This is a genomic window from Hydrogenimonas sp., from assembly GCF_029933015.1.
Classification (GTDB): domain Bacteria; phylum Campylobacterota; class Campylobacteria; order Campylobacterales; family Hydrogenimonadaceae; genus Hydrogenimonas.
In genome coordinates this window covers 1-16,153 of the sequence record NZ_JAOZOZ010000022.1, presented here as the reverse complement: position 1 = coordinate 16,153, position 16,153 = coordinate 1, and the positions used below count along the sequence as shown (strand labels likewise).

Below are 16,153 nucleotides of genomic sequence, written 5' to 3'. Positions count from 1 at the left end.
CGCTGGTGGAGGATTTCGAAATTTTTGGCGCCATTATACCCCATTCCCCCTTTGACGAAGGGGGCGACGAAGAGAACCATCCAGTCGATCTCCTCTTCGAGGGCTTCGAAAGTGCCCGCTCCGCCTTCGACCATCACCAGCCCTTTTTCGGGCAGACGGTCGGTGAAGGAGACGCTGCGGCCGGGAACCGAAAAGAGAGGAATGGTGCGATCGATGGTATCGGGATGGCGGGTGAAGATCGCCACGTCGGGAGCCTCCCCTCCCGTCAGGCGGCTGTCGAGTCTCGGGCGGTCCTTGCGTACCGTTTCACCTCCGATCAGAAGGACGTCGATCCTCTCCCGGACCGCATGCACCCATCGGCGGGAGCGCTCGCCGCTGATGATACCGCCGTCGATGACGCCGTTGAGGGTCTGGGCCAGCTTGAAAAAGACGAACCGCCCGTTCCGCCACATGATGAAAGGTTCCAGCAGCGCATCGCACGCTTTTCTCTCCACCCCCTCGATCACGTCGATACCCGCCTCTTTCAGCCGTTTCGCACCGCCGGTGGCTTCGGGATTGGGGTCCGCGGAACCGATGACGACCCGGCCAAACCCCAGCTTCTCTATCAGCGACGCACAGGGCGGGGTGCGGCCCGTATGATTGCAGGGCTCCAGCGTCACGAAAATCGTTTTGTCGTGAAAAAGGTTTCGGGAGAGTTCGGGAAGTCTTTCGTGCAGCACTACCGCATCGTCGCACTCCGCCAGCGACAGGTCGCCGCTGAGTTTCACATAGGCGTCACGGATCGCAAGCACTTCGGCATGGGGTTTCCCAGCCTCCCGATGGGCCGCGACGGCGATCACCTCGCCACAGGCCCCGACGACGACGGCCCCGACGGCGGGATTGGGATAGGTGAGGAGCTGGTACTTCCACGCCTCGTTCAGCGCGAGGCGCATGTAGAAAGTGTCGTCGGTTGTTGGTATATTGGTGTATTGGTATATTGGGTCGGAATTATCGTGTCGCATCGCGACACCCCGATAACCGATTTACCATTCGTAGTAGGTTCTGGCTTTGCGGATCTCGTTCAGCGGGAAACGCTCTTCGCCATGTTCGGTTTCGAGAATCACCTCCCCGTTTTCGAACCCTTTGAGCGTCCCTTTGACCCTGTCGCCGGAGCTGAGTTTCAGATAGACTTTCTCTCCGACCGATTGTTCGAAATGCTCCGGTTTTTTGAGTGTTCTTTCGACACCCGGGGAGCTCACTTCCAGATAGTACTGGCCGCTGACGGGGGGATAGACGTCGAGCATCGGGGAGAGGTCACGGCTGATGTCGGCACACAGATCCAGATCCACACCCCCGTCTTTGAGGATGTAGACCCGATAGACCGTATGGCCGTCTTCGTTCACCACTTCGGTATCGTAGAGTTTCGCCCCGTGGGATTCGACCACTTTTCTCACTTCGTCGGTGACACTCATGATTTCAACTCTTTTTCGATTTGTGCGAAGAGTTCGTCCATCCGCTTCACCCGATCGAGTTCTTTGTCGAATTTGAAGTGGAACTTGGGTGACTTGAACCATCCCTCCGCTTTCAGGCAGTAGGCTTCCAGTCCCCGCGTCACCTTTTTGAGCTGTTTGAGGATGGCTCTTTGCTCCGCTTCGTCCAGACCCGTCGGATCGAGATAGACATCGGCGTCGCTCCGGCCCTTGGAGCAGACCACTTCCGTCACGGTCAACCCCCGAAGCCGCTCGTCACCAAGCTGGGAGAGCGCTTCGGGAATCAGCTCCCGCAGAATCGAGTCGGCCCGTTTTCGTTTGATCTCTTCAGGCGTCATAGGGTCGCTTTTTCCTCTTTCTCTTCATAGGCTTCGATCACGTCGCCCACTTTGATATCGTTGAAGTTTTCGAGCATCATACCGCACTCGTACCCTTTGCCCACCTCTTTCGCGTCGTCCTTGAAACGTTTGAGAGAGCTGATCCGGGTGTCGTAGATGACCACGCCGTCGCGGATGAGGCGCGCCTTGGCGTTTCGGCGAATGACACCGTCCGTGACGATACATCCGGCGATCGTTCCGACTTTGGCGACAGAGAATGTCTCGCGCACCTCCGCCTGGCCGATACCCTCCTCGCTGATGACGGGGCTCATCAGGCCGCTGAGGAGCGCTTTGACATCGTCGATCAGGTCGTAGATGATGGAGTAGGTCTTGATCTCCACGCCCAGCTGCTTCGCTTTCTGCTTGATCGCGGCCGTCGGACGGACGTTGAAGCCGAGGATCACGGCGTTTTCACTGGCGTTGGCCAGTGTCACGTCGCTCTCGGTGATACCGCCCACACCGCTGTGGATGATATCGATTTTGACCTCTTCGTTTTTGAGTTTCTCGAGGCTTCCCTTGATCGCTTCGAGAGATCCCTGGACATCGGCTTTGACGATGACAGGCAGGGACTTGATCTGACCTTCGGCGATCAGTGCGCTCAGTTCGTCCAGCGAGACTTTGGTCGACTTGCTGAGCTCTTTCTGGCGAAGATATTCGGCACGCTTCTGGGCCAGTTCACGAACCTGCTTGTCCGAATCCATCGCCACGAGGATCTCACCTGCGTCTGGCACGTCGTTGAGTCCCACGACGACACCCGGATCGCTCGGCCCGATCTGCTTGACCTGTTTGCCCAGATCGTCGAGAATGGTACGCACACGTCCGAAAGTCCGTCCGCATATCACGTGGTCTCCCACGTGCAGCGTACCGTTTTTGACGATGACGGTGGCGACGGGACCGCGTCCTTTTTCCAGGGAGCTTTCGATGACGACCGCTTTGGCGTGGCGCTTCGGATTGGCTTTGAGCTCCATGATCTCCGCCTGCAGCAGAATCGTCTCCAGAAGATCCTCGATACCCTGTCCCGTCTTGGCGGAGACTTCGACGAACTCGTACTCGCCACCCCAGTCGACGGGCATGTAACCCAGCTCGGCGAGCTGGGATTTGACCATGTCGGGGTTGGCGTCGGGTTTGTCGATCTTGTTGATGGCGATCACCATCGGAACGCCTGCCGCCTTGGCGTGGTTGAGCGCTTCGATCGTCTGGGGCTTGACTCCGTCGTCGGCCGCGACGACGATGATGACGATATCGGTCGCCTGGGCGCCCCGGGCACGCATTTCGGTAAAGGCTTCGTGGCCCGGCGTATCGATGAAAGTGATCTTCTTGCCATCTTTCTCGACCTGGTAGGCACCCACGTGCTGGGTGATGCCGCCCGCTTCCCTCTCGGCCACTTTCGTTTCACGGATCTTGTCCAGAAGCGAGGTTTTACCGTGGTCGACGTGTCCCATGATCGTGATGACGGGAGGTCTCTCTTCGAGATACTCGTCTTCGACGGCGTCGTATGCCGCGACATAATCGAGTTCGTCCAGCGGGTTGATCGTCTCGACCTGCACGCCGAACTCTTCCGCGAGGATTTCGATTTCGTCCTTCTCGAGGAAATCGTTCTTCGTCACCATCTTGCCGAGGGAGAAAAGTACCTTGATGACATCTCCGGCGGTCTTTCCGACCTTTTCGGCGAACTCGTAGACCCGGCAATCCTCCGGGATTTTGACGACAGTGGGGGTCGTCTCCGTTTTTTCCGTACGTCTGTGACGTTTTTTGGGTGTTGTTCTGCTCACGCTGCGTTTTCCTCTGCTTTGCGGTCCCCGGCGTCCGATCGGCTGTTTGGGACGCGGTTCCGCCGGTTTGAGTGTCGTCGGGGACTTCGGCTCCTCCATGCTTCTGAGCTCTTCGCTGAAGTCGGGAAGCACGACCTCTTCCGTCGTATAGTCGACACTGATGCCGCCGATATCCCGGTCTTCGAGAAGATTGAGCTTGACGCCCTCCTCCTTCTTGGGTGCCGGTGCCGCTTTTTTGGCCTTCTTTTTCGCCTTTTTGGCAGCGATGCTCTCGTCCACCGATGCGATGATACGGTTCTCCAGAGCGATTTCGCTCTTCTTGATCGATGGGGTTTCGGCCACCGGTTCCACTTTCGGACGTTTCTTCTTCACGATGAAGATGCCGCGGCGGCGTTTGACGGAGGCCTGGGCCAGCGACTCTTTCTTCTCCGGCTTCTCTTCCGTGGGTTTCTCTTCCGCAGGCTTCTCTTTCGCTTCGACAGCCGCCTCTTCCCCGGCGGTCTCCTCGACCTTCTCTTCCGCCACAGGCTCTTTGGCGGCGGGTTTCTCTTCCGCCTTTTCGGGCTTCTCGGTGACGGCCTCTTCTTCCTTTTTCTCCTCCGCTTCCGCTTTCGGAGCTTCCACGGCCTTCTCTTCGGCTGCCTTTTCGGGCTTCGCCTCTTCCTTCTCTTTTTTCTCTTCCTCTTTCGGGGCTGTCGGAGATTTTTTCGGCGCGGCGGAAGCTGGTAGTGTTCCGGTCATGACGAAACTCATGAGGTTCTGTGCATCTTCCGGAGTGACACTGCTCGAAGGTGCTTTGACGTCCAGTCCCATCTCCTTGGCCATCTCCACAACTTCTTTGCTTTTTATTCCCAGCTCTGCTGCTATTTCATGGATGCGTACTTTATCCATTCGCTATCATCTCCTTAAATTCGGTGCGACCGCCGTCTGGCAGAAGCCCCCTGATATATTCGCCCAGATCGATCGTCAGATATGTTCTGTTTCCACACTGCTTAGCGAGCCGTCTGGCAAGCTTCTTGTCATCGATACACGAGTGGCATAGGTAGAAACTTCTTCCGTACCCCTGAAATGGTTGTATCTGATTGTTTTGACACTGGAGCCGTATAAGCTGAGCCTGCATGAAGCGGCCGCGGCAATGGATGCACATTCTAACCGGATCGGACATAATCGTGCAATTATACCAAAATAATTCTCTTTTGCAGCTTTTTATCGGCCCATTTCCTCTCTCAGCCGAAAATGACACCCTCGTTGTCGAAATCGAGGACCATGCACCGGAAGTTCGGAAAACGTTTCCGGAACTTCTCGAGAAGCGCTTCCGCATCCTCTTTGTAGGTCATGTTGAAGAAGGTGGAGCCGCTCCCGGAGAGTGTGCTCATCAGGGCGCCGTGCTCGATGGCGATCTTCTGCACTTCGAAAAGTTCGGGAAGCATTTTCATACGGGTCGCCTGGTGAAAACGGTCACGCGCGGCGATGCGGAGCATCTCCCAGGACTCGTTGAAAAAGCAGGCGGTCAGCAGTGAGGAGTGCCCGATATTGTAGATGGCATCCTCCTTCCGGTAGCTTCTAGGAAGGGTCGTACGGGAGTGGGCCGTGGAGATCGGTTTGTCCGGAATGACGACGACCGCTTTGAGATAGCCCGGAATCCGTTTTTTCTGACTGTAGACCTTCCGGTTCTCGACGACGGCCACGTTGAACCCTCCCATGACCGCGGGGGTGATATTGTCGGGATGGTGTTCGTAATGGAGCGCCAGATTGAGGAGTTTCCGCTTCGTGACATTGACGCCGGCCGCGCTGTAGGCCGAGGCGATGGCGCTGACGATGACGGCCGACGAGCTTCCCAGACCGCGGGAGAGCGGAATCTTGTTGAAGAAACGGAAGCGGAAAACCCCCCGTTTGCCCGTCAGGTGCCGGTAGTGATCGTTGAAGATGTTGATGAAGAGATTGTTCCCTTTGAGGCGGGGGTTGTTGGCCCCTTCCCCTTTGATGGAGACACTGAAAAAGGAGGAGGGCTGGATGTGTACCTTGTTGCGCAGATTCAAAGAGAGCCCGAGTGTATCGAAGCCGGGTCCGAGATTGGCGCTGGTTGCAGGCACACTGATTGTCAAAGAGATCTCCTCTGTAAAATTGGGCTATTTTATTCAAACTTTGCTTAGAGGACTATACGGCCGGCAGAATGTAAAGAGGTTCGTTTTCCGCTCCGAAATGCGCCCTCTCCAGACGCATGGGCAGTTCGAATCCGCCCCGGGTTTCGCCGCATCCGTGCTCGATACGGATCTCGTCCCCTTTTTTCACGAAGCAGCTCGTTCCGATCGCTTTGATGGGGCGGTTTCCGTTGAAGGCGAAAGCATCGGCAGCGTAGAGAGGGATTTCAAGCGCGATCGAGAAGGTTTTGAGCATGACGTAGGTCACTTTGATCGCCATGAAGCTGCCGGGCCCCCTGGCGTAGTAGAGAGCCCTGAGGTCATATCTGTAGCGCGCGTCGTGAAGGATCGCCGGAAGCGCTTCCGATGTCTTCTTTTCGCTTCGGAACTCTTCGAAAAGTTCTCCATCTACATAGAGGCCGACAAGCAGCGGGGAGGTGACACCGACGACGAGAAGTTCGGCGGCGGGTCTGGGACTATGCGAAGCTTCTTGCAAAAGCGACGCTCTCTTTGACCTGCAGAGTCACCACTTCGTAGGCGCTCGGATCGGCGAGCAGCGCCAGCGTCAGCTTGTGGTTCAGGTCGTGGCTTCCGGCGAAAGCTTCGTATCGGCCGAGGATCGGACCTCCCAGAAGCTTCATATCTCCCATCGCGTCGAGTATCTTGTGGCGAACGAACTCGTCCTCGAAACGGAGCCCCTCGGGATTGAGAACCTTCGTGTCGTCCAGCACGATCGCGTTTTCGAGACTTCCCCCCAGCGCCAGGTTCTTGCTGCGGAGGTACTGCACCTCTTTGAGGAAGCCGAACGTTCTGGCCCTTGCGATGTCGCGGATGAATCCGCTCTTGCTGAAAACGAAATCTCTATGCTGCTCCGCGATGACGGGATGGTCGAAACGGATTCTGAAAGCGAAACTCGCCGTCTCCGAAGGTTTGAGGGCCACATATTTCTCGCCGCTTTGGACCCTGACCTCTTTCCTGATGCGCAGGATCCTCTTGCCGGCATTCTGTTCCCGTATGCCCGCTTCGTCCAGCATCATGCAGAAACTCGCGGCGCTGCCGTCCATGATCGGCATTTCACCGTCGTCGAGCACGACCCGCATATTGTCGATACCGTAGGCATAGAGAGCGGAGAGAAAATGTTCGATCGTCGAGATGTTGACACCATCTTTGCCGATGACGGTAGCCATCTGCGTATCGACGACATATTCGGGCGAGAGAGGTATCGAGACACCGGCATCTTTTCTGTAAAAGACGATGCCGCTGTTCGCCTCGAGCGGCTCGAGCCGCAGATGGACGGGTTTGCCCTTGTGCAGTCCTATACCGACACTCTTGACCGGTTTGGCTATCGTTCTCTGTTTAATCATAATCTTTTCCTAACTTGGTCCATCGCCTCGACAGGACCGGTGTCGAGACACGTTTCAGCTTGCAAAAAACTGTTCCGAATGCTCTCCAAATCCTACTATCATACCATAAAGCCGCTGAAACCTGAAAGCTACATTAATACGTATTTACAAACCCTCTATCTCGTCCGACGGTCGATCATCTTTCTGGCCGTATCGAAAACGGTCGTGATATTGTCTTTGATCCAGTGCGAATCCATCCACTCGACAGGACGCACTTCGATACCCTGTACGACGACACCGAAGTGGAGATGATCCCCCAGCGCCAGCCCCGTTTTTCCGGTTTTGGCGATCACATCTTTTTTGCCCACCACATCCCCTTCGGTCACATAGAGCGTCGAACAGTGGCCATAAAGCGTATAGAGCCCGAGGCCGTGGTCGATCAGCGGCATGTTGCCGTAGATGCCGTTGTAGCCGGCGTAGACCACGCGACCCGGATTCGACGCCCGGATGTCGGCCATCTTGACGCTGGCCAGATCGAGACCCAGATGGTAGGATTCGCTCACCTTTCTTCCGTTATAGTAGTAGAAGCGGTGATCCCCGAAACTCGCGACCTTTTTGCCGTTCTTCAGAGGATAGAAGGGCCTGACGCTCCAGCGGCGGATCAGCCGGTCCGAGACTTTCGAACTGAGTTTGTGGATGAGATCCTCGTTCTTCCTGCGGATATCCTCGTTGATGATCCTGAAGCGCTCCAGAGGGTCGGAGACATTGGCCGTCTCGTCGAACTGGGTGGCGAGATCGGCGATCTTACCTTCGAGGAAACGGTCCTTGAGCTTGATGTTGGAGCGGCGGTAGCGGTATCTTTCGATATAGAGCGGTATATGCGCCTTGGTGACGTTCTCCGCCAGGTCGGTGGCCTCGACCCAGGCCCTGAAGTTCTTCTCGGTCACGGGCCATGCGATCAGTGCCGCGTAGTAGCCCTCCTTGTAGAAGGGCTCGGGTTTGAACACCTTGCCGAAACTGGTATGGATGGCGACATCCTTGAGGTTGGCGTCGGTGGCGCTGAAGACGACCAGGGCGCTACCTCCCTGGGTGATCTTGTAGGAGTTGGCCACGACAAAAGCAGAGGGTCGGACCGCATCGATCGTGATGGCCACCTTTTTGGAAGCGCTGTTGCCTTTTAGCATGTTCCAGTTGCTGATATCGGAGGTCTCGACGACCATCGTCGCCGACGTCGTCCTGCGGTTCCATCCCGCACGCGGCAGAGTCACGGCGATATCGACCTCCTGCCGGGGCGTCTCCAGTTTCTCTTCGGCCACGACGAAACTGTTTTTGCCGTCGTTCAGCGTCACGCGGTAGCTTCGTATGCCGGTATCGTCCACCAGTTTGACTGAAATCGGCTTTTTCAGATTCCAATACAGCGCATCCGCCACCTCGATTTTCGGCGCGTTTCTCTCGAACATCGGCGAATTGGCGAAATAGACCGCTCCTGCGATGATGGCGATAAAAACGGCCAGCAGCAGTGTCACACCCAGATTACTCTTTTTACGTCTCATCCATTCAACTCCTCGATCTTTTTCAGTACTTTTTCGACAAGCACATCATGTTCCACACCGTACATCGTAAATCCCGCGGCGTGCTTGTGTCCGCCGCCTCCGAAGGCGACGGCGATACGGCTCACATCCGCTTCGGTTTTGGAGCGCAGCGACACCTTGAGTCCGCCATCCTCCTCCTCACGGATCAGGAAGCCGATCTCCACCGTCGCCAGGGAGCGGGCGTAATTGACGAAATCCTCCGTTTCACTGACGGTGGCACCCGTCTTCTCCAGCATTTGCCGGGTGACGTGCAGCCCCGCCACTCTGCCGTCGAGATAGAGTGTCAGGGTCTCCAGTACCATAGGAAGCAGCCGCATTTTGCAAAGCGGCTGATACTCCCGCAGCATCCGGGCCGTCCACTCCGCCGAAGCCCCCAGCCTCAGCAGGGCTTTGGCGAAATCGAAGACCCGTTCGTTCACCCCTTCGTACCCGAAAAATCCCGTATCGCTCAAAAGCGCCGTATAGAAGTTGACGGCACTGTGTCTGGGTATCTCCCATCCGGCCGTCACACTCAGCCTGAAAGCGACCTCGGCGGCACAGACATAATCGGACTCGATCAGATTGATATCCCCGTAGGCGGTATTGCTCTTGTGATGGTCGATGTTGACCAAAGGCGCGTTTTTGGGGCGTTTAATACCCAGCCTGTCGAAACTGCCGCAGTCGACACTGACGATCAGATCGCTTCTAGGGTGCACGGCATGCCTGATCTTTCCGTATCCCGGCAGAAAAGAGAGGACCTGGGGAAGGGGCCGGGTCATAAAAACCGCATCGGTACGCTTTTTAAGACCTTTGAATATCCACCAGAGTCCCAGGGCGGTTCCCAGGGCATCGGCATCGGGATTGAGATGCCCGATCACCGTAATGTGACGGGCCTCTTCGATCATCTGTTTGGCTTGCTGATATTCCATGGCGCGATTTTATCCAAACTCTTCTCACAGGGCGCTTTTGGATCTGTAAACGAATGCCAACACTTCCGCCACCGCCTGGTAGAACTGCTCGGGAATCTCCTGGTCGATCTCGACGTTTTTGTAGAGTTCTCTGGCCAGAGGCGGATTTTCTACGATCTGTATATGGTGCTCCCGGGCGATCTCCTTGATTTTCAGCGCGATCAGATCGGCCCCTTTGGCCACGACTTTGGGGGCTTTGCTCTCACCCTCTTTGTACTGAAGCGCCACGGCGAAATGGGTCGGGTTGGTGATGACGACATCGGCGTTGGGGACTTCGGCGAGCATTCTTCGGCGGGCCATCTCCATCTGGATCTGCCTGATTTTGGCCTTGATCTCCGGGTTTCCCTCCATCTGCTTCATCTCGTCCTTGATCTCCTGTTTGGACATCCGAAGCCCCTTGAAGTAGTTGTAGCGCACGAAAAGCAGATCCACCAGCGCCAGCACCATCAGCAGGACGAGCATCACCGCCGCCAGGATGACGGCCCTGTCGGCAAGCCACTGGATCTGGTGAAGCAAGGGAGCGTGGGAGACGGAAACGAGCTCCTCGATAAACCCCAGAAAGACGCTGAAAGCCACGGCGAATACGGCACCCACCTTGACGGTGATTTTGAATCCTTCGATCAGCTTTTTCAAGGAAAAGAGGTTTTTGGCCCCTTTGATCGGGTCGATCTTCGTCAGATCGGGCACGAGCGGTTTGGTCGTAAAGATGAATCCGAACTGCGCCCAGGCCCCCAGCATTCCCGCCAGCGCCACCGGCAGTGCCAGAGGCAGCACCATGATGAATATCTGGATGACCGTATAGGTCGTGATCTCCACCAGAAGCCTCGGCGTCAGCTCAACTCCCACGTAATCGATGTAGTAACGATAAAGGGTCTCCAGCCGATCGACGATCCACCCCGTGAGCGCCACGAAGGCGACCACCGCCACAAGCAGGGTGACAAATCCCGAAGTGTCCATGCTTTTGGGGACATTCCCCTCTTTCTTGGCATCCTCGATCTTCTTCGGGGTCGGTTCTTCGGTTTTTTCTAAATCGTCGGCCATGATAGCAAAGTGTTGAGTGTTGAGTGTTGAGTGTTGAGAGAGCCGGCGGTCGCCGGCTCAAAGAAGAGAGATTCCACTCCCGGTTCCCGATTTCCGATTTCCCTATTTATCCGTTCACCGTTCACCGTTTACCGTTCACTGGACTTAGGTGACGATTTTCATGGAAAGATCGATCCATCTCGACTGGTGGATGATGGCGCCGGAGCTGATGGCGTCGATACCGGTCATCGCCACGTCACGGATGTTTTCTAGGGTGATGTTGCCGCTGGCTTCCAGCAAAACGCCGGGAAACCTTTCGTTTCTGAAGCGGACGACCCGTTCGATCTCGTCGGTGGACATGTTGTCGCACATGACGATATCTGCACCCGCTTCCATCGCCTTCACCGCATCGTCGTAGCTTTCGCACTCGATCTCGATTTTTGTCGTGAAGGGGATCTGGCGCCGCGCCTCCTTGATGAAGGCGTTCAGATCGTCGATCAGGCTCAGGTGGGTATCCTTGAGCATCAGCGCGTCGTCGAGTCCCATCCGGTGGTTGGCTGCGCCGCCGATACGGACCGCGTACTTTTCGAAATTGCGCAGCATCGGCCGGGTCTTTCTGGTATCAAGAAGCATCACGTCCGTACCCTCAAGCGCCTCGATGTAGGGCTTCACCTGGGTGGCGATGGAGCTGGCGTGCAAAAGCATGTTCAGCAGCGTTCTCTCCGCCGCCAGCAGATCGGCGGCGAGCCCCTCGATCTTCAGCAGCACGTCACCCACTTCGAACCGCTCTCTATCCCGTTTGAACCAGTAGAGACGCAGGTTGCAAAATTTCGCCAGCGCCTCGAGATAGGGCTGACCCGCCACGATCCCCTCGCTCTTGGCGATAATGTGGGCCGTCGCCTCCTTCTTGGGAGCGACCCGACCGAACAGATCGCCCCGACCGATATCCTCCAGCAGTACCTCTTTGACAAATTCCTGGATAATCATAGCGCCAACATTCTTTCGAGTGCGGTATTGGCCCATTTGGCCGTTTCGGGATCCACGTGGATCTCCGTCGCCACTTCCCCTTTTTCGATGGCCAGCAGCGTGTTGTAGAGATCTTCGAGCGTCGTTTCGTTCATCGTGGGGCACTCCGGTTTCGTGGAGGAGAGGACATAGATGTTCTTTTCGCGCATACGGTGGACCAGGTTGTACTCGGTCCCGACGGCCACCTTCTGCTCTTCGGGCAGTTCGGCGACATATTTGATGAGCTGGCTCGTCGATCCGCAGAAATCGCTGACCGCCACGACCGACGGGTCGCACTCGGGATGGACGGCGATCTTGATCCCCGGATACCGTTTGCGGTAAAACTCCACATCGTCGACGGTAAAGAGCTGGTGGACCGAGCAAAAGCCGTTGTAGCAGATGACATCCGCCTCTTTCGGGTCGCTTCCGTCACCGATGACGCACGATTTGAGTCCCATCATGTTGGCGATGTTCTGCCCCAGGCAGCGGTCGGGCACGAAGAGGATCTTCTTGCCGCTCTCCAGCCCCTTTTCTATTATTTTATAGGCGTTGGAACTGGTACAGACCATACCGCCCATCTTCCCTACGCTCGCCTTCACCGCGGCGCTGGAGTTGATATAGGTGATCGGCAGGACCTCATCTTCCCTGATGCCGTGCTTTTCGAGAAACGCCACCGATTCGTCGTAGCACTGCTGATCGATCATCCGGGCCATCGCGCAGCAGGCGATTCTCGGCATCGCCACACGCTTCTCGGGGGCGATGACCTTGACACTCTCACCCATGAAACCGACGCCGCAGAATACGACCCATTCGTTACTGTCGGCCTTGCAGCGACGGGCCAGTTCGAGACTGTCTCCGGTGATGTCTCCCATTTCGAAGACTTCGTCCCGCTGATAGTAGTGGGCGACGATCGTCACCGGCAGCCTCTCTTTCAGTTCGAGGATTTTCTCTTTCAATTCCTGTTTTTCCAAAATCACTGTCCTTGACTTAATAGGCTTGTAACCATATCTCTATTATAATTGCGCATAATTCTACCATAAAGAAGTTTTCGATGGAGTTTCTGACCAATCCCAATATCATATTCTATCTGGCGGCCTATCTGATCGGCGGCATACCTTTCGGGCTGCTCCTCGCCAGGTTTTTCGTCGGTGTCGACATCAAACAGAGCGGAAGCCAGAGCATCGGTGCCACCAACGTCCTTCGCGTCGTCAAGGAGAAGGATCCGAAACTGGCCAAGAAGCTGGCGATCGCCACCGTGGTGCTCGATGCGCTCAAAGGGGTCCTCGTACTGCTGGTGGCGAAACTTGCGGGCATGCCCGACGCCACCCTCTGGGCCATCGCGGTTCTGGCCGTCGCGGGCCACTGTTTCAGCCCCTACCTGATGTTCGAAGGCGGCAAAGGTGTCGCCACCGGCGTCGGGGTTCTCGCTTTCATGATGCCCGACGTCGCGGCCATCGCACTGGTCGCCTGGTTCATTCTGGGCAAAACGGTGCGCATCTCCTCCCTCGCGTCTTTGGGAGCGCTTCTGACCTTCATCGTCGCCAGCTATCTTCTTTATCCCGACGTACCCGAAATCCACTCCCACGCACCCATCTGGATCATCGCGATCATCGTCGTCTACAAGCATCTTCCCAATATCGTGCGACTCATCCGGGGCGAGGAGAAACGGGTCGCATGACGATCCGTATCGAAGCGCTCGAGTTCGAAGCGATTCTGGGGATACTCGACTTCGAGCGCGAAACGCCACAGCGCGTCCGCATCGATGCCGAAATGACCTACCGCTATGCACCGGATGCTTTTCTCGACTATGCCGAAGTGGTCCGAAAGATCGAATCGGTCATGAAAGAGGGCCGGTTTCTGCTCGTCGAAGAGGCGCTCGAAACACTTTTTTCCTCCCTGAAAGCCTCTTTCCCCCGGATAGAGACGATAAAAATTACAATCTGCAAACCCGACATCCTCCCAAATTGCCGCGTCTGCGTCGAAGATTTCCGCACCTTTCTTTAAAAATTTTTGAAAAATAGTTTAAAACAGTCTGAAAATATGCTATAATCCCGCTTAAATTTCACACCCAAGGATTGCAACCTATGCGCATACTGATCGTAGAAGATGAAACCACGGTAAACAAAACCCTTTCCGAAGGGCTCAACGAATTCAATTATCAGACGGACTCGGCAGAAAATTTCAAAGACGGCGACTACTACCTCGATATCCGCAACTACGACCTGATCCTGGCGGACTGGATGCTTCCTGACGGCAACGGTCTCGAACTGATCCAGAAGGCGAAAACGAACAATCCGAAAACCGCCGTCATCATCCTCTCCGCGCGCGACGACAAAGAGAGCGAAATCGAAGCCCTCGAGGCGGGTGCCGACGACTACATCAAGAAACCTTTCGACTTCGATATCCTTATCGCCCGCATCAAGGCGCGCCTGCGATTCGGTGGCAGCAACGTCATCGAAATCGACGACCTGAGCATCAATCCCCAGGAAGAGAAGGTGGTCTACAAAGGCAAAGAGATCGAACTCAAGGGAAAACCCTTCGAGGTTCTCACGCACCTGGCGCGCCATCGCGACGAAATCGTCTCCAAAGAGCAGCTGCTCGACGCCATCTGGGAGGAGCCCGAGCTGGTCACACCCAACGTCATCGAAGTGGCGATCAACCAGATCCGACAGAAGATGGACAAACCTCTCGGCATTCAGACCATCGAGACGGTACGACGCCGTGGCTACCGCTTCTGCTACCCCCAGAAAAACAACGAAGAGTAACCCCCTATTTCATTATAGAAGATGCGCGGAGCCCCTCCCGCGCATCCGCTTTCGCCCCACATCTCTCCCAAATACGTTAAAATATCGGTAAAAAAGGGTGATGATGGCAGGCAACCGAAGTATCCGCAACCAGTTTCTCACACAGCTCATTATCGCCTCTTCCATCCTTCTTATCATCTTTTCGACGATGCTCTACGCCTATATCAAACAGTCGATCTACGACGAACTCTCCCAACAGCTCGTCAAACAGGCGCGCTACATCGTCCAGACTTTTCCCGACTACAGGGAAGGCGAAAAGATCGATGCCAAAAACCTCAAAAACGCTCTGCAGATTTCGGCCAAAGTGATCCCCGCCCCCCACCACTTCTACAGCTCCCTGGAGTGGAGAGAGCGCAAGGAGAACGGCAAACACTACATCGATCTCATCTACCCTTACAATTTCAAGGCACAGACCTACCTGCTGGTGAGCAAGGAGATCACCAACATCCGGAAGATGTTGGCGAAGATCCTACGCTCGATCGTCATCATCAACCTCATCAGTCTCATTCTGATCGTACTCTACGCTTTCGGACTCTCCGCCATGCTGCTGATGCCCATCACCCGTCTGACGAAAAAGCTCTCTTCCCTCAACGAAAATTTTCTGACGACGATCGACACCAGAACGCTTCCCGAAGAGTTCGTACCCCTGGGAGAGTCGATCAACCGTCTCATCAACCGGATCCAGACCTTCGTCAAATACCAAAAAGAGCTCTTCATCGGTGCCGCCCACGAGCTCAAGACACCCCTGAACGTGATGAAGCTCAAAAACGATGTCACCCTCATCAAGAAAAGAGAGCCGGAAAAATATATCGAAGCGCTGCAGCTGGCCAACAAAACGATCCAGGAGATGAACCAGATGATCACCTCCATTCTGGAGATCGGCCGGCAGGAGGGGGCACACTTCGAACTGCCACAGACCGTCGACATCATCGATTTCATCAGGAAAAAGGGGGAGGATTTCGTACTTCTTGCCGAGGCGGAAGGGAAAAAACTGACACTCGACATCCAGCCCGAGAGTCTCGTCGGCTGCATCCAGACCACCCTGCTCAACCAGATTCTGCAAAACTTCCTCCAAAACGCCATCAAGTTCACTCCCAAAGGCAGATCGATCCGGTTGAAAACCCGTCAGATCGAGGAGAACAAGATCAAAATCGAAGTGATCGACGAAGGTCCCGGTATCGACGAAAGCGTCGACCTTTTCGCCCCTTTCAAACGCATCGGCAACGCACCCGGCGCCGGTCTGGGACTCTTTCTCGCCAAATCGGCGGCCGACGCCATGGGTGCCAAAATCTCGCTGAAAAACAGAACCGACGGCAAGACGGGAACCGTGGCCACACTGCTCTTCTCGACGACACCCCAGTGCGAGCTTCCCCCCAGATAGAGCCTTCCAATCTAAATGGCCAAAAAGTCCGAAAGAGAGGGCATACGGCAGAGTCGCACATACGATTTCCCAAAAACACAAACTAAAAACTTGTTTTAAGGTATAGGTAAGGTTACATAGGTTATAAATCTCGGAAATTAATTTCCGGGCATAATCCCAAAGCCCGATAGAGGAAGGTTTTATATGGCATTGATGATTACCGATGAATGTATAGCATGCGACGCATGTCGCGACGAATGTCCCAACGGGGCCATCGAAGAGGGTGATCCCATCTATATCATCGATCCGGACCGATGCACCGA

At 55.6% G+C, this 16,153-nt stretch carries 17 protein-coding genes; 5 read left to right on the top strand and 12 right to left on the bottom strand.

The features are described from left to right. The 12 genes from ribD to nadA form a co-directional block, all read right to left on the bottom strand. Window positions 1–932, bottom strand: a 932-nt coding sequence (ribD, locus tag Q1K23_RS02940) for a bifunctional diaminohydroxyphosphoribosylaminopyrimidine deaminase/5-amino-6-(5-phosphoribosylamino)uracil reductase RibD (protein WP_300362165.1), incomplete at its 3' end; no start/stop codon positions are given. A gap of 90 nt (window positions 933–1,022) precedes the next feature. Then, window positions 1,023–1,451 (bottom strand): ribosome maturation factor RimP, encoded by a 429-nt coding sequence (locus Q1K23_RS02935; protein WP_300362163.1) that lies wholly within the window; start codon window positions 1,449–1,451, stop codon window positions 1,023–1,025. Then, window positions 1,448–1,807 carry a 30S ribosome-binding factor RbfA gene (gene rbfA / locus Q1K23_RS02930; RefSeq protein ID WP_300362160.1) on the bottom strand — a complete coding sequence of 120 codons (360 nt, stop codon included), beginning with the start codon at window positions 1,805–1,807 and terminating at the stop codon, window positions 1,448–1,450. Before rbfA ends, Q1K23_RS02935 begins: the two co-directional genes overlap by 4 nt. After that, entirely contained in the window at window positions 1,804–4,509 is a 2,706-nt protein-coding gene (gene infB / locus Q1K23_RS02925; protein WP_300362157.1) for a translation initiation factor IF-2, read from the bottom strand. Before infB ends, rbfA begins: the two co-directional genes overlap by 4 nt. Window positions 4,510–4,844: 335 nt before the next feature. After that, window positions 4,845–5,723 carry a homoserine kinase gene (gene thrB, locus Q1K23_RS02920; RefSeq protein ID WP_300362155.1) on the bottom strand — a complete coding sequence of 293 codons (879 nt, stop codon included), beginning with the start codon at window positions 5,721–5,723 and terminating at the stop codon, window positions 4,845–4,847. A gap of 52 nt (window positions 5,724–5,775) precedes the next feature. Continuing rightward, complete coding sequence (locus Q1K23_RS02915) at window positions 5,776–6,255, bottom strand: hypothetical protein (RefSeq protein ID WP_300362152.1); 480 nt, start codon at window positions 6,253–6,255, stop codon at window positions 5,776–5,778. Then, window positions 6,236–7,120 (bottom strand): UDP-3-O-acyl-N-acetylglucosamine deacetylase, encoded by an 885-nt coding sequence (lpxC, locus tag Q1K23_RS02910; RefSeq protein ID WP_300362178.1) that lies wholly within the window; start codon window positions 7,118–7,120, stop codon window positions 6,236–6,238. The genes Q1K23_RS02915 and lpxC overlap by 20 nt, the downstream gene beginning before the upstream one ends. Window positions 7,121–7,278: 158 nt before the next feature. After that, window positions 7,279–8,655, bottom strand: coding sequence for a M23 family metallopeptidase (locus Q1K23_RS02905; RefSeq protein WP_300362149.1), 1,377 nt, complete (start codon window positions 8,653–8,655; stop codon window positions 7,279–7,281). Further along, window positions 8,652–9,602 carry a DHH family phosphoesterase gene (locus Q1K23_RS02900; protein ID WP_300362147.1) on the bottom strand — a complete coding sequence of 317 codons (951 nt, stop codon included), beginning with the start codon at window positions 9,600–9,602 and terminating at the stop codon, window positions 8,652–8,654. The genes Q1K23_RS02905 and Q1K23_RS02900 overlap by 4 nt, the downstream gene beginning before the upstream one ends. 24 nt (window positions 9,603–9,626) lie before the next feature. After that, entirely contained in the window at window positions 9,627–10,685 is a 1,059-nt protein-coding gene (gene flhB, locus Q1K23_RS02895) for a flagellar biosynthesis protein FlhB (RefSeq protein WP_300362175.1), read from the bottom strand. A 141-nt stretch (window positions 10,686–10,826) separates the two neighbouring features. Next, window positions 10,827–11,648: a carboxylating nicotinate-nucleotide diphosphorylase gene (gene nadC / locus Q1K23_RS02890; protein ID WP_300362145.1), complete on the bottom strand. Its 822-nt coding sequence runs from the start codon at window positions 11,646–11,648 to the stop codon at window positions 10,827–10,829. After that, on the bottom strand, window positions 11,645–12,637 hold the full coding sequence (nadA, locus tag Q1K23_RS02885) for a quinolinate synthase NadA (RefSeq protein ID WP_300362143.1): 993 nt from the start codon (window positions 12,635–12,637) through the stop codon (window positions 11,645–11,647). Before nadA ends, nadC begins: the two co-directional genes overlap by 4 nt. A gap of 80 nt (window positions 12,638–12,717) precedes the next feature. On the opposite strand from nadA, the gene plsY reads away from it, so the two are divergent. From plsY to Q1K23_RS02860, 5 genes are all read left to right on the top strand, one after another. Continuing rightward, on the top strand, window positions 12,718–13,344 hold the full coding sequence (plsY, locus tag Q1K23_RS02880) for a glycerol-3-phosphate 1-O-acyltransferase PlsY (protein WP_300362141.1): 627 nt from the start codon (window positions 12,718–12,720) through the stop codon (window positions 13,342–13,344). Continuing rightward, window positions 13,341–13,670, top strand: a complete 330-nt coding sequence (locus Q1K23_RS02875; RefSeq protein ID WP_300362138.1) for a dihydroneopterin aldolase — start codon at window positions 13,341–13,343, stop codon at window positions 13,668–13,670. Before plsY ends, Q1K23_RS02875 begins: the two co-directional genes overlap by 4 nt. 80 nt (window positions 13,671–13,750) lie before the next feature. Continuing rightward, window positions 13,751–14,431, top strand: a complete 681-nt coding sequence (gene hsrA / locus Q1K23_RS02870; protein ID WP_201352564.1) for a homeostatic response regulator transcription factor HsrA — start codon at window positions 13,751–13,753, stop codon at window positions 14,429–14,431. A 103-nt stretch (window positions 14,432–14,534) separates the two neighbouring features. Further along, the gene (locus tag Q1K23_RS02865; RefSeq protein ID WP_300362134.1) at window positions 14,535–15,851 is read left to right on the top strand and encodes a HAMP domain-containing sensor histidine kinase; all 1,317 of its coding nucleotides are present in this window, start codon (window positions 14,535–14,537) and stop codon (window positions 15,849–15,851) included. Between the two features lie 183 nt (window positions 15,852–16,034). Beyond that, the coding region (locus Q1K23_RS02860) for a 4Fe-4S binding protein (protein WP_300362173.1) at window positions 16,035–16,153 on the top strand (119 nt) is incomplete at its 3' end.